The following is a 13,662-nucleotide window of genomic DNA, read 5'->3' as shown; positions in this document are numbered from 1 at the left end:
ATGGTTAGGATACTCACTTCTCCTGAGCGGCTGATCGTAGCCGCTGACTTCAAACCTCCTCGTCCGGAAGCGGGGGCGAACTGGGTGGGATCTCAGGTGCTGCGGCTCGCGGACACGCTTGCTGGCACGGATGTCTGCATCAAGATCAATTCCGCACTTCGTGCCTGCGGTCACGATCTTCTGGAAGAACTTCACTCAAGGGGTCTCCGTACGTTCGCGGACTACAAGCTCAACGATATCCCGGAGACCATGCGTACCGACGCTGAACTTCTGCAGCCGTGCGCTCCTTCTCTTTTGACAACGATGTGCGGCAGTGGTCCCGCAGGGATGCGTGCTGTCTGTGAGGTGCTTCCTCAGACGGATGTGCTCGGTGTGACCATGCTCACCAGTCTTTCGGAGGATGACTCCTTGTCGTTGTTTGGGCGGGGACTGCGTGAGATGGTGATGAAGTTGGCGTTGAACGCTGCGGCAGCCGGCGTCGCCGGACTGGTCGCTTCTTCCGCGGAGGCAGCTTTTCTCAAGGAAGGCTTCGGCGGCAAGTTCTCGATCGTTACTCCCGGCATTCGTCCTAAATGGGCGGAGGTCGAGGGCGATGACCAGAATCCGCTGCGGGTTAAGACTCCGCTTGAAGCGATTCGTGCAGGGGCTGACCGTATCGTCGTTGGGCGTCCGATCATTCAGGACAAGTATCCTCGCGATGCGGTGAAGCGGACGCTCGAGGAGATCGAATCAGCGGTTCGCTGATCGCCTTCCTTCAGAGCCCGTCTGCGACTTTGGTCGCGGGCGGGCTCTATCTTTTTATGCTAAAGTGACGCGTATGACTGACGCTCAAAAACCCTTGATTGGCTTCGTGGGACAGGGATTCATCGGCAAGAACTACGCGGATGATTTCGAGCGTCGCGGCTACTCCGTGACGCGCTACTCCCTTGAAGAGCCGTATCGCGCCAACAAGGAGAAGATTAAGGATTGTGATGTCGTATTCATCGCTGTGCCGACACCGACGACTCCGGAGGGCTTCAGTGCAGCGACGGTAGAAGAAGCACTTTCTCTGGTGGGAGAAGGGAAGATCGCCGTCATTAAGTCCACTATCGTCCCCGGCACCACCGAGCAGCTCCAGGAGAAATTCCCCGGTATCACAGTGCTCTACTCTCCCGAGTTCCTCATTGCACGCAAGGCTGCGGAAGATGCGGCGCATCCCATTCTCAATATCGTAGGCTTCCCGAAGCAGCGTCCGGAATCAGCGGCGGCAGCAGAACAGGTGCTCGCTCTTCTCCCGCAGAGCGCGTTCAATAAGGTGATGACTTCGACGGAAGCAGAGCTTTTCAAATACACCCATAATGTACACGGCCTTATCCGCGTGGTCTTCGCGAACCTCATCCACGATCTCGCAGAGAAACTCGGTGCAAATTACGAAGCAGTGAAGGAAGCGATGGATGCTGATCCCTACATGACAGTACAGGCCAACTATTACAACAATCCTGTACACCAGAGCGGCCGTGGCGCGGGTGGAGTCTGCTTCATCAAGGATTTTGCAGCCTTCCGTGAGCTCTACACCACACTCAATCTGGAGGATAGTCGCGGCAAAGAGATACTCACGGCGCTCGAGCAGAAGAATCTTTCGCTTCTCCGGGAAAGCGGCAAAGACCTGGAGCTCATCAAGGGTGTCTACGGCGAGGGTATCGCAAACTCATGAAAAAGAAGATTCTCGTGGTTACGCCGAATTTTCCGTATCCCTCGACCGGCGCGGACGAGCAGGAGCGTGCCGCGGGCATAGAGATGCTCATCACTATGGGCTACGAGGTGCGCGTCATCGCCAAGGTGACGCCGAAACATGATCAGACAGTGGGGGAGACGCGTGAACGCCTCGGTATTCCTATCTTCCCGATTTCTTACAAGGGCGGCAGCTGGCATCCTCATTTCGGCACATGGCGCTACTACGCTGCGCGCCTCCTTAATCCGTTCAATTGGGATGGCGCAGCATATGAATACCGTGATCCGGAGATCCAGAGAGTCTTGCGGGAGCAGCTCGACGAATTTCAGCCCGATTTGGTATGGATAGACTATACCTATCTCTGGCCTCTCTATGCGCCCATACGGAAACGCGGCATCCACATCGTTACGCGTTCCATCAATTTCGAACCAGTACACGCAGTCCAGGAAGAGGGCTGGAGTCTTTACAGTCTCCTGACTTTTCCCGCCAAGCTCATGAGCGAATGCTTCGCTGTGTGGTGGAGCGTCGCGATCTGCGCCATCACACCTAAGGAAGAGAAGATCTACCGCCTTCTCGGAGCCAAGAAGGCCGTCATTCTTCCGCTCCGTTCTTTGCCGCGACTCCTTTCAAGCGGGCACAGTATTTCTTCGGCTTCTCCGCTCCATGTCTTCTTCCTTGGTTCGACGTATAACGTGTATCACAACAGCAGCGCGCTGCTCTTTCTTCTTCGGGAAGTAATTCCTCTCATGGAGAAGACTGCGCCAGGGGAATTCCAATTCCACATCCTCGGCAGCAAGGTGCCGGAGAAATTTAAGGGATTCTTTACTTCGTCTGCGGCACACGAGGGCTATGTAGCCGACCTCGGTGCGTTCCTCCGGACCATGGATATCGCGGTGATCCCTTCGCTCATGGGGGCGGGGATGCAGCAGAAGATATTTGAGCCGCTGGCGCTTGGCATCCCTACAGTCACGTCTCCTCGTGGACTATCCCAATATCCTTTCGAGGGAGGTAAGCATCTCCTCCTTGCAGAGAGCGCGCAGGACTATGTAGACCGGCTCTTAGAGATGCGCGATCCAGCTTTGCGTGCACGACTCTCGGAACAGGCTTCGCTCCGCTCTGCCGAGCTCTTTTCTGCTGAACGCGTCGAAGGAGCGATGAAAGAAGCACTCTCTGTAATTCTATGAAGAAGGTCCATATTGAACTCATTTCGGGCCAGCCGCATATTCCGCTGCTTTTCCCAAACTTAGGAACTATCGATCGTCCGGAGCGACTCTTCACTAATGACGCTTTGCAGACGCTCCGCGAGCCGATCGTGGAGATTGTGGAAGATCCCGCGATAGCGGACTATTTCCTAGTGCCACATGATTTCTATCGCATTGCCTTGGAGAAAGAATATTTCGCGCGCGTAGTGGCTCGTGCGGAAGAGCATGGGAAGAAGATACTGATCTTCGATTACAGCGATTACGATTCGCCGATCGAGGTGCCGGATTCGATCGTCTTCCGCTACTCCCAGTATCGCTACAAGAAAGCGACCAATGAGATCATTGCGGCGCCCTTTGTGGAAGATCTGGGTGCGCGTGGCGTCGCATTGCGCGCAAAGGGGGAGAGGCCTGTTGTAGGCTTTTGTGGTTGGGCGGATTTCGATTCTTTGCGCCGTCGCCTCCGCTATTATGCGCGGCTTCTTCTGGTGGAAGCACACGCGCTCTTCCAGAACTCCGCATTGCGCGCTCATCGCCCGGGGCTTTATTTCCGCCGAGCTGCGCTCGCGCGGCTGCGTGATTCCGCGCTAGTAGTTTCTAATTTTCTGATACGTAAGACTTTTTCCGCGCATGCGCACAGTATTACCTCCGATCCGCAGACGGCCCGTAGGGAATATATTGAGAACATGGTGAATTCTGATTTCGTACTCGCGCCTAAAGGGGATGGTAATTACTCGATGCGTTTCTACGAAGCGCTTTCCCTCGGTCGGATACCGCTTCTTATAGACACAGAGACGGAGCTTCCGCTTGAGAGCGAGATAGATTATTCCTCCTTCGTTCTACGAGTTTCTTATAAAGATATGGATCGATTGCCGCAGATCGTCGCGGATTTCTACGCGGGGCTAACAGAGGAGGAATTTAAAGCGATGCAGGAGCGAGCACGGGCAGCTTTCGTTGAGAAACTCTTCGGCGAGGCATTTCTACGGTATGCCTTTGCACACCTCCTCTAGGCAGCGGGGATGGTATGATACGGCCATTACACGCCCTCTGTGGCTTCTAAAATGCCTCATCTAGCTCGATTGCCGTGGTATGGGGTAGTGACAGGGGTTCTCTTCCTTCTGGCCTCTTTTTACGCCTTTTATGCGCTTACGGAGAGCCCGCCGACCTGGTATGACGAAGGCCTCTATATCCAGGTGGCTCAGTCTATAGCGGAGCGGGGAGAGCAGACGCTTCAGGTAGCTCCCGGGGAATTTGTCTCCTCTGGCTTCATCACCGGAGGCTATCCTTTCTTGGCGCCGATAGCGCTGTCGCTCCATACCTTCGGTGACACTCTTTTCGCGGCACGCCTGCCTATGGCGCTCTTCATCCTGCTCTTCCTCTTGGTAGCGTGGCGCTTCGCCTACGATGCGTTCGGTAGAGAGACGGCATTCCTTTCTCTTCTGCTCCTCGCTACACTGCCCATTCTCTACGGGAACGGCAAGAATGTGCTGGGTGAAGTTCCTGGCCTTTTCTACATGACCCTCTCGCTCATGTTCCTCTGGCGGATTGAAGCGAAGAATTTCACCGGAGCAGGTCTCTATATCGGAGCAGGTCTCACAGCAGGCCTTGCGGTCGCTACGAAGCCGTTCCTCCTTCTCTTCCCGGCAGCGATCGGACTCGCGCTCCTCTTCCGCTTCCGTACGATCACTTTCCGTTTCAAAGAAATATTGGCGGCGATGATTGCTTTCGCCTTACCCGTTTCGCTCTGGCTGTATCTCCAGTTCGGGATAGGGGACAAGGCGGGAGCGACGCTCGCGTACTATGCTAATCCTTACGGTATCCAATCACTCGGAGAGATCATCCTGGCGAACGCGTTGCGCTTCTTCACTGAAGCGACGCCACTCTACTGCGGAGCTTTCATTCTCCTGTGGCTGGTATCAGTTATCGTTCGCATTTTCCGCGGTGAGCGCATTCTTATTGCTGAGTGGGCGGCACTTTCCTTCTCTCTCCTCGTCCTTGCTGCCTATTTGCGTACGGCGGGTTGGTATCGCTACCTTTTCCCGGCATTGGTGCTCGCGCTTCTCTTTGCTCCGCATAACCTGAAAGTGCTCTACGAAGAACTCCGTCGCTTTCTACCTGTCTTTTCGAGTTCTTTGGGTCCCGTACTCATTACTGGCATGGTGCTTGTTGTGGGCACGCTGCACCTCTATCAACTCAATTACTCTTCCTGGGTAGCGGAGCATTATCGCAGTACTGCGGCGCATGAGCTGGAAGCATATTTCTCGGAAGTCCCGGCAGGAGAAACGTTATTCGTTTACAACGTACCAGAGGCAGTACCTTTCATTCGTACGGAGAGTTACTATCAATACATCGCTACTACGGACACAATGGTCTACGGCGCCGACACCCTTGAGCTGGTGAAGCAGGGGGTGCCGGACCGAGTGATCGTGACGGGGGCGGATTACGCCAAGCACGGAGAGCTTTTTATTCGCTATGAAAGGGTGGGGAACGCCGGTCCGTATCTCTCCCTTGCGAGAAAGTAAGGTTTGGGGATAATCAGCACACCATGACACGCCATCTCCAATCCTCTCTCTGGTTCGGTCTCCTTGCGGGAGAGCTCATCGCGCTGTTCTCTTTGGCTGTTTTCGGATACTTGGGTGCCTATCGCATACTCGGCCTCTCCGGAGGGGTATTCGTCATCGCAGCGCTCCTGTGGTGCCTTTTAGTACCGCTCGCTATGGCTTCGGGTTTAAAGGTACTTACTCTTTTACCGCTGCCAGAATCCTTTACTCGTCAGTTCTCCCGCTATGGAGTAATAGGGGTACTCAACACTCTCCTTAGTCTGACCATATTTAATTCCTTCATGTCGGTGAGTGGTATCACGGAAGGGTATCTCATCACCTTTTTCTCTATAATTACCTTCATCGCCGTGATCACTCACGCCTTCCTCTGGAACAAGTTCTTAGTGTTTCAGTCCGAAAATCTATCCGGTACGCATCGCGAGTACACCCGCTTTTTCTTGGTTTCTGGTGCGACTGCCCTTATAAATGTCGTGGTGATTTCAGTTTTAGTGAACATGGTCGGTCCTCTCTGGGGGATATCCCCTAAGCTCTGGGCGAACATGGCTGTCCTAAGTACTGTTCCGATATCGGTCTTCGGCAACTTTTTCGGTTACAAATTCCTGGTATTCAAGGTTCACCTCATATGAAGCTTCTCTATATAGCGAACATGAGGCTCCCTACGGAGAAGGCTCATGGCCTTCAGGTTACCAAGATGTGTGAAGCCTTCGCTCTTTTGGGTCACAGAGTGACCTTAGTCGTACCCTGGCGCTTTGGACGAGTGGAGGCAGATCCTTATGAGTATTATGACGTAGAGCGGAACTTCCGCATCGTGCGCGTATTTTCGCTCGACCTCATCCCTCACTTCGGGGCCGTAGGTTTCTTCATCCAGGTATTTACTTTCGCGTTCTCTTCTTTTGTGTATGCGCTCTTCGCGCGCCCCGCCCTTATCTATGGTCGCGACGAAGTAGTTCTTTGGGGCACCACCTTCCTTGGCTTGAGGACGCTCTGGGAAGTGCATACACGCAAGCTCAACTGGTTCGCACGTTCGCTTCTTTCTCGCGCCGATACGCTCGTGACCATAAGCGGCGGCCTGCGGGAGCTTCTCCTTAAGGCGGGAGCGGATGATAAGAAAATATTAGTGGCACATGATGGCGCGGATCCTTCCAAATATGCAGTGCCTTTTGATCGCGATGCTTGGAGGCTGTCTAAAGACATTCCGCTGGAAGCCAAGGTGGCGGCTTACGTGGGAGCGATCCATACGATGGGAGAAGGGAAGGGCGTGGAGGAGATCATCGCCCTCTTCCCGGAAGTCCTAGAGAGAGAGCCCGATGCATTCCTCCTCCTTACCGGTATGCCGGAGAAGGATCGTGCAGCTGTGCTTGCTCTTTGTGAGAAGGCTGGGGTTCCGCTCTCGAATGTGCGCGTGGACACGGATCTGCGCCAGAGAGAGATCATCCCGTATTTTCGCGCAGCGGACGTACACGTGATGAACTTTCCGTTTACTGAGCACTATGCCTACTACATGTCACCCCTGAAGATGTTCAACTATATGGCGAGCGGCGTGCCTATGATTACTACCGACTTGCCCTCTGTTCGTGAGGTTCTTTCGGAGAAAGAGGCGGTCTTCATTCCGCCCGGGGATAGTGATGCTCTTCTTGAGGCTCTCCTTAGGGTGCTCACGGGTAGTGAAGATGTTCGCGAGAGGGCACGGGCGGCCGAAGCTTTATTCTTGACGCACTACACCTGGGAAGAACGCGCTCGTGTAATTCTAGATTCTCCTCGTTCTCACTAGGCTCTTTATCCTTGAATTTTCCCAATAAAGCTTGCGATATAAGGATAATTTGCTAATATAGATTTTATCATGCCTGCTAAATCCCCTGAAAAATCTAAGAAAAAGAGGGCTTTCATCACCGGTCTAACTGGCCAAGATGGCTCCTATCTCGCGGAATACCTCATAGATCTCGGCTACGAAGTCTGGGGACTCATGCGCCGTACCAGTCTTGAGCCGATGATGCGGATTGAGAAGCTAATACGTCCCGAACGTCGTATCCATATCGTGTATGGCAACCTCCGTGACGGAGCATCTTTGCGCGCCGCATTAGAAGAGAGCAAGCCTGACGAGATCTACAATCTTGCCGCCCAGTCTGATGTCGGTATTTCTTTCAAGTGTCCGGATGAGACCATGGATATCAACTACCATGGCTTGGGCCGGCTCATTCACGAGGCGGTAAAGGTAAATCCCAGGGTGAAGATATACCAGGCTTCAACGAGCGAGATGTTCGGTCGCACCAATCCTCCTCAGAATGAGAATTCTGTCTTTGCTCCAGTCAGTCCGTATGGCGACGCAAAATTACTGGCGCACGAGGATTTCGTAAAAGGCTATCGAGAGAAGCGTGGGCTCTTCATTTGCTCTGGAATACTCTTTAATCACGAATCTCCGCGGCGTGGTGAACATTTCGTGACCCGTAAAATCTCCATCTCTCTTGCGAAGGTGAAGCTGGGTATCCAGGAGTCCCTTGCTCTCGGCAATATGGATGCGAAGCGGGATTGGGGCTACGCCGGAGACTATGTGAAGGCTATGCACAAGATGCTTCAGCAGAAAACGCCAGATGATTACGTCATTTCGACTGGCGAGAGTCATACGGTACGGGAGTTTGTAGAGGAGGCTGCAAAGGTCCTTGATATGCCTATCACCTGGAGCGGCAAGGGTTTTAATGAAGTGGGCAAGACCAAGAACGGGAAAGTAGTAGTAAAGATCGCTAAAGAATACTACCGTCCTACCGAGGTGGATTATCTCTTGGGAGACAGCAGCAAGGCAGCCGAGAAGCTTGGTTGGAAGCCTGAGGTGAGTTTTAAGCAGCTCGTGAGTATGATGGTCAAGGCTGATTATGAACGTCTCAAGAAGATGAAAGACGCGGGGCTGTTATAATCTCTTGATGCAAAAGACCACCGAGCAGGCGGGGGAATGGCAGGAGATCTGGGAGCGGAGTAATTGGGTGGACACCGTCATTGATTGGGGTCGTACCGTCTATAATTTCTTCTTTCGTCGCATAGTGCGCCATTACCTCACACGCGACTCTGTCATGATGGAGCTCGGTTGTGGGCGCGCCTCTCTCTCGCTCTCGCTTGCGCCGGAGATAAAGCGGCTCGTTGGGGTAGATATCTCTGAATCTGCAGTGCGCCAAGCGGCAGCTTTCGCAGAGAAGCGGGGTCTCACAAACACATCTTTCATAATCGATGATTGTACGAAGCTCGCGACGGAGGAGCGTTTCGACTTCGTGTGGAGCCAGGGACTCCTGGAACACTTCGAGGATCCAATCACTGTTGCTCGCGAGCACTACCGTGTTCTGAAGCCAGGAGGAACAGCCCTCCTCTCTGTGCCGTATAAATATTCTTACCATAATGTCTGGTACACTCTGGCTCGTCCCAAGATGCTACGTTGGGTGTGGCCGTGGACGGAACAGAGATTTTTTGACGCCAAGGAGCTCCTCGTTGTGGGTAAAGAAGTGACGCCTACTGCGCGTACCTATTTCCTCCAGCCTCTTCCCCTCGGCATCATCTTTCTAGAGATGAGGAAACCGCTTTTGGAGAGATAAAAGAAAAACCACCCAACCAGGGTGGTTTTTCTTTTATAAGTTTCTTACTTGCCAATTACTTCGAAGCGAGGACAGGGGACTATGAACTTGCCGCCACGCTCCAGGAATTCTTTTTCGCGACGCACAAAGGATTCGATGAAGTGCCAAGGGAGCACAAAGAGATAATCGGGCTTGGCCGCGCGCATGTCCTCATCTGAGGCGATGGAGATGTTTGTGCCTACCGTTTTCAGTCCATATTTCATGGGTTGGCGCTCAGCGATGCCGTCGATGAGAGTGTTATCGATACCCCACCACTGCAGGAGCGTATTGCCTTTGGTAGAAGCTCCGTAAGCCCAAATAGTCTTTCCTTTGGCTTTCTCTGTGTGCATGAAGGCGAGGGTCTGGTCGCGTAGCTCGCAGCACTTTTTGTAGAAATCTATGTAGGTCTGTGGGTCTTTCAGGTTGAGGCCTTTCTCGTAGGCGAAGATGGATTCTACGCGGGCCTCGGCGACATCTCGGTATGGTGCGTTGGCAAAGGTGGTCGGGTCGGCCTCGTTCTTGCGGATGTATACTCGGAAGCTGCCTCCGTTCACATCGTTGAGTTGGCAATCCACTATCTTCATCCCATGCTTATCGAGGAGGTATTTGAAGGATTCGAGTGAATAGTATTCTATGTGCTCGTGGCAGATGTTGTCGAAAGCGAGCTGTTTGAGCATGAGCGGCAGATAGCTCATCTGTACCACCCAGAGGCCGTTGTCGTCCATGATATCTTTTACATCCTTCACAAAGGAGTGTGGGTCTTCCAGATCGTAGAACATGGCGATGGTGGTGACCACTTTCGCTTTTTTATCACCGAAGGAGGACTCGCGATAGGCTTTGGCCGTGAAGTAGTCGTTGACGAAGAGGTTGAAGCGGCTCTGGTCCGCCTCGCGATACGTATTCTTGGCCGGGTCGAAGCCGATGCGGGTCACTCCCGGATCAATGAAGGAGAGGAGGGTGCCGTCATTGCAGGCGATATCTACGAACACATCGCCAGGCTTGAGGCTCATCAGCTTGGCCGTAGAGAGGGCGATATCCTTGAGCTCTGCCACCATGGACTCGTTGGTGCCCGAGCGATACCAGTATTGCTCGTACATGCTGTCGAAGGGCGCAGTATCTGCGAGCTGTACTAGTCCGGATTCAGGGGCAAGCATCATCGTGAGAGGCACCTTCTCGCTGCGAGGCGCCACTTCCTTCGGCAGGAAATCGGAGATATAGAGATCTCCTAACGAAAAAAGCTCCACCAAGGGTTCGCCGGAAATGCGGCAGGTTGTGCGCTTCATAATGAAGGGATGGTATCACTTCTGTCATTGCGCAGCAAGAGAAAATGCGCTACTTTACCAAGAATTACATGGAGAAGACCGTCATCGTCATCCCGACCTATAACGAGGCGGAAAACATCGTCAAGATAATCCCACACGTGCGCGAATTTCTCCCCGAAGTAGACATCCTGGTAGTAGATGACAACTCTCCGGACGGCACGGGGAATATCGTGCGCTCGATGATGTCTACGGATGCTCATCTCGAGCTTTTGAGTCGCCAAGGGAAAGAAGGACTCGGCAAAGCTTATCTCAATGCCTTCGAGGAGGTCATGAAGGATCCCTCTGTGGAGTGGATCCAGATGTTGGATGCGGACTTCTCGCATGACCCCAAATACCTGCCGGGCATGATGGCGCTCAGGCAGGAGGCAGACATGATCATCGGCTCTCGCTATGTGTCGGGCGGCGGCACCGTCGGCTGGGTATTTTGGCGCAGGCTCCTCTCTCGTTGGGCCAATTTCTACTGTCGTGTAATCACCGAGATGCCAGTAAATGACACGACTGCGGGCTTCATCCTCATGCGCAAGAGCTTCATGCGCGAAGCGCACTTGGAACGCATCCGCACCAGGGGACACGGCTTTATGATGGAACTCAAGTATAGGCTTTGGAAAAAGGGCGCACGCATCATAGAGGTGCCCGTGCTTCTTGAGGACAGGCACGCAGGCAAGTCGAAGATGTCGAAAGGTGTCATTCTCGAGGGCCTAAAAGCTCCTTGGAAGATGCGCTTCCACACGAAGATATGAAGAAACACATCCTGGCTATTCTGCTCGCTTTCCTCGTCGGGAGCATTCATGCTGCTCCTTTCCTATATCAGAAGTTCTCGCCGGAATACCAAGGTATTCCCATGATAGAGGCTGGAGACGCTGATTTTTATCTGACCTTTATCGGTAAGAGTTATGATGCTCAGGCTCCGGTTGCTGATCCATTTCAATATGAATACCAGAACTCCAGGAATTCTTTTCAGTTCTTCGGCATCGAATTCTTCTTGGGGAAGACAGGTAAGATCCTTGGTCTTCCGCTCGATACTCTCCATATCGGCATGCAATTCCTCTTTCCTGCTGGGCTTACACTTCTTTTATATTTTTTCGCGCTCAGTCTCTCTAGGAGTCCAATCACCGCACTTCTTGCGGCAGCGGCAGTCCTTCTTGGGAACGAGTTCGTACGGTTTGCGGGTTTCTCCGAGATGTTCCGTACGTTCTTGTTCGAAGGTCCTTATCGTGAATTTCTTACTCATTCTCGTCCGGTGAATCCTCAGGTAAGTGCGCTATTCTTCTTTGGATCACTGTGGACACTCTTTTCTTTGTTTCAGCGTCCGACGCTTCGAAATGCGCTCCTTGCGGGACTCGCGGCGGGTGTACTCATCTATATCTATCTCTACTTCTGGGCTTTCGCCGCGACAGTGCTCGGGCTTTTGTTCCTCTACGCCTTTTTTGTGCACGAGCGGGGGCTACTCAGGTACTCCTTCATCGCGGGCCTCGCAGCGTTGGCAGTAATGCTGCCCTTCGTTCTCCTTAATGTACGTGTGTTCCTTGGCGATACGCAGAGTGCGCTCACGACCGCCATCCTCACGCACGAGATCGTTCTGGAGAAGATGATACTGGTGCCGCTTTTTCTTTATCTACTCACCTTTCTCTGGGGGAAGTTTGCGGGTGCGCGTTTCGGTGCGGAGTGGGCACGGTATTTCTCAGAGAAATACCGCTTCGTCTACCTTCTTCTTGTTACCGGGTTCGTTGTCTCTAATCAGCAGATCATCACTGGCAGGATTATATTTCTGGAGCACTTTCATTTTTTCACGAATATTCCAATGTTCCTGCTCTCTATGTCCCTCCTTGGAGGAGAAATCTTGGCTCTATTCCCGCGCCTGTTGCGGAGCGCTCTCGTCGTCTCCGCTGTGACCGTGCTTGCTTGGTTTTCTTTCGGCGTACAAACCATCTCTTATACTGCACATGAGATACAGGCTATCCGGCTCCAGTCTGTGGCTCCGATCGTAACTTATCTCCGCGAGCAGGCCGCACCGCGGTCGGTGATAATGGCCGACTACTATCTTTGTACGCGCCTGGGGGCCTACACTGGCCAGTACGTGTACACGGCCGGGGGTACGGATGCTACTTTTGAAGTCCCTCGTGAACGCATTCTGCATGGCTACTTCACCATGCTCGCTCTTCGCGGAGTAACTGCGGAATCCATTCGCGCCTACGTGTACGAGCTGGCGAATCGCAAGGAGCTGGGCAGCATGATCTTTATCGGTACCTATTGGAGGGACCTCTGCGGTTCGCAGGGCTGTTTCCCTGATAGTGTTCTTGAGGATCTCATTCCTAAGTACCAGGCCTTTGCATCTGTGCCGCTTCTTGAGAATATACATAGGTACAAGATCGACTATGTGCTCTGGGACAGGCAGAGGGAGCCTTCTTGGTATCTTGCAGGTATCGTTCAATATCCGCCGATAGTCGAAAGCGGGGACTTCACGCTCTATGCCGTCAAGCGATAATCTTCATCACTATGCTCACCGTAACGACCAGCTGGGACGACGGCCATAAGCTCGATCTGCGCACGGCGGCGCTTCTTGAGCGTTACGGCGTGCGTGGCACTTTCTATATCTCAGAGAAATACGCTGAACCACGTCTTACAGAAGAAGAGATACGCTCCCTCCTTCTGTTCCACGAAGTCGGTGCGCATACAGTGACCCATCCGGATCTCACCAAACTCTCAGAGGCAGAAGCTTTGCGTGAGATGGTGGAGGGGAAAGCTTGGTTAGAAGCTGTGCTTGGGCAGGAAGTTCCGCTTTTCTGCTATCCTTCTGGTCGTTACAGCGCGCGTGTCGTGGAGCTCGTCAAGGAAGCTGGTTTCCAGGGCGCGCGGACCACAGCCTCTGGCGTGACTGAACCCCCTCAGGATCCTTTTCTTATCGGTACCACAGTGCAAGTGTACCCTTTTCCGTTTCGGAAGCTTGATAGAAAAAATTACTATTGGGGTAAGCTTTTTCAGCCTCTTTCAGAACGCTATGGCTCGTTCCGTTCCTTGGGCGTGCCTCTCTCTGCTATGACTAGTTGGCGCTCTGCGGCTCTTGCGGCGTTTGACCATGCTCTTGCGGGAGGGGGGGTGTTCCACCTATGGGGACACTCTTGGGAATTAGAGCGCTATGGGTTATGGGATGATCTTGAATGGCTCCTCGCGCGGATGTCTGAGCGAAAAGGAGAAGTACGTTTTGTCGGGAATGGCGAACTTCTCGGGATACCAAAGACTGATGCCGCCGCCACCACGGTCTAAATGGATTTATCG

At 53.2% G+C, this 13,662-nt stretch carries 13 protein-coding genes; 12 read left to right on the top strand and 1 reads right to left on the bottom strand.

Annotated features, from left to right (window positions below; genetic code table 11):
• The 9 genes from pyrF (at position 1) to K8Q93_00170 (ending at position 9,046) form a co-directional block, all read left to right on the top strand.
• Entirely contained in the window at positions 1-744 is a 744-nt protein-coding gene (gene pyrF / locus K8Q93_00210; GenBank protein MCE9643665.1) for an orotidine-5'-phosphate decarboxylase, read from the top strand.
• A 73-nt stretch (positions 745-817) separates the two neighbouring features.
• A complete protein-coding gene (locus tag K8Q93_00205) occupies positions 818-1,693 on the top strand; it encodes a hypothetical protein (GenBank protein MCE9643664.1) in 876 nt (291 codons plus the stop codon).
• Complete coding sequence (locus K8Q93_00200; GenBank protein MCE9643663.1) at positions 1,690-2,895, top strand: glycosyltransferase; 1,206 nt, start codon at positions 1,690-1,692, stop codon at positions 2,893-2,895. The genes K8Q93_00205 and K8Q93_00200 overlap by 4 nt, the downstream gene beginning before the upstream one ends.
• Positions 2,892-3,920: a glycosyltransferase family 47 protein gene (locus K8Q93_00195; GenBank protein MCE9643662.1), complete on the top strand. Its 1,029-nt coding sequence runs from the start codon at positions 2,892-2,894 to the stop codon at positions 3,918-3,920. Before K8Q93_00200 ends, K8Q93_00195 begins: the two co-directional genes overlap by 4 nt.
• Before the next feature lie 51 nt (positions 3,921-3,971).
• A complete protein-coding gene (locus K8Q93_00190; protein MCE9643661.1) occupies positions 3,972-5,432 on the top strand; it encodes a glycosyltransferase family 39 protein in 1,461 nt (486 codons plus the stop codon).
• 23 nt (positions 5,433-5,455) lie between these two features.
• Positions 5,456-6,097, top strand: a complete 642-nt coding sequence (locus tag K8Q93_00185) for a GtrA family protein (protein MCE9643660.1) — start codon at positions 5,456-5,458, stop codon at positions 6,095-6,097.
• On the top strand, positions 6,094-7,242 hold the full coding sequence (locus tag K8Q93_00180) for a glycosyltransferase (GenBank protein MCE9643659.1): 1,149 nt from the start codon (positions 6,094-6,096) through the stop codon (positions 7,240-7,242). The genes K8Q93_00185 and K8Q93_00180 overlap by 4 nt, the downstream gene beginning before the upstream one ends.
• A 69-nt stretch (positions 7,243-7,311) precedes the next feature.
• The gene (gene gmd / locus K8Q93_00175) at positions 7,312-8,379 is read left to right on the top strand and encodes a GDP-mannose 4,6-dehydratase (protein MCE9643658.1); all 1,068 of its coding nucleotides are present in this window, start codon (positions 7,312-7,314) and stop codon (positions 8,377-8,379) included.
• Positions 8,380-8,386: 7 nt separating this feature from the next.
• The gene (locus K8Q93_00170) at positions 8,387-9,046 is read left to right on the top strand and encodes a class I SAM-dependent methyltransferase (protein ID MCE9643657.1); all 660 of its coding nucleotides are present in this window, start codon (positions 8,387-8,389) and stop codon (positions 9,044-9,046) included.
• Positions 9,047-9,090: 44 nt separating this feature from the next.
• Here K8Q93_00170 and K8Q93_00165 read toward each other — a convergent pair whose 3' ends face one another.
• Entirely contained in the window at positions 9,091-10,347 is a 1,257-nt protein-coding gene (locus tag K8Q93_00165) for a methyltransferase domain-containing protein (GenBank protein MCE9643656.1), read from the bottom strand.
• 44 nt (positions 10,348-10,391) lie between these two features.
• On the opposite strand from K8Q93_00165, the gene K8Q93_00160 reads away from it, so the two are divergent.
• Genes K8Q93_00160 through K8Q93_00150 form a run of 3 tightly spaced genes read left to right on the top strand, consistent with a single transcriptional unit; the run spans position 10,392 to position 13,650 of the window.
• Positions 10,392-11,126 carry a polyprenol monophosphomannose synthase gene (locus K8Q93_00160; GenBank protein MCE9643655.1) on the top strand — a complete coding sequence of 245 codons (735 nt, stop codon included), beginning with the start codon at positions 10,392-10,394 and terminating at the stop codon, positions 11,124-11,126.
• On the top strand, positions 11,123-12,871 hold the full coding sequence (locus K8Q93_00155; protein MCE9643654.1) for a hypothetical protein: 1,749 nt from the start codon (positions 11,123-11,125) through the stop codon (positions 12,869-12,871). The genes K8Q93_00160 and K8Q93_00155 overlap by 4 nt, the downstream gene beginning before the upstream one ends.
• Before the next feature lie 11 nt (positions 12,872-12,882).
• Positions 12,883-13,650: a polysaccharide deacetylase family protein gene (locus K8Q93_00150; GenBank protein MCE9643653.1), complete on the top strand. Its 768-nt coding sequence runs from the start codon at positions 12,883-12,885 to the stop codon at positions 13,648-13,650.
• Positions 13,651-13,662: the final 12 nt, after the last annotated feature.

Source organism: Candidatus Parcubacteria bacterium (genome assembly GCA_021414235.1).
GTDB lineage: Bacteria > Patescibacteriota > Minisyncoccia > Phycocordibacterales > JAKFXT01 > JAIOOV01.
The sequence above is the reverse complement of the archived record's forward strand: the minus strand, read 5'-3'. Positions and strand labels throughout refer to the sequence as shown.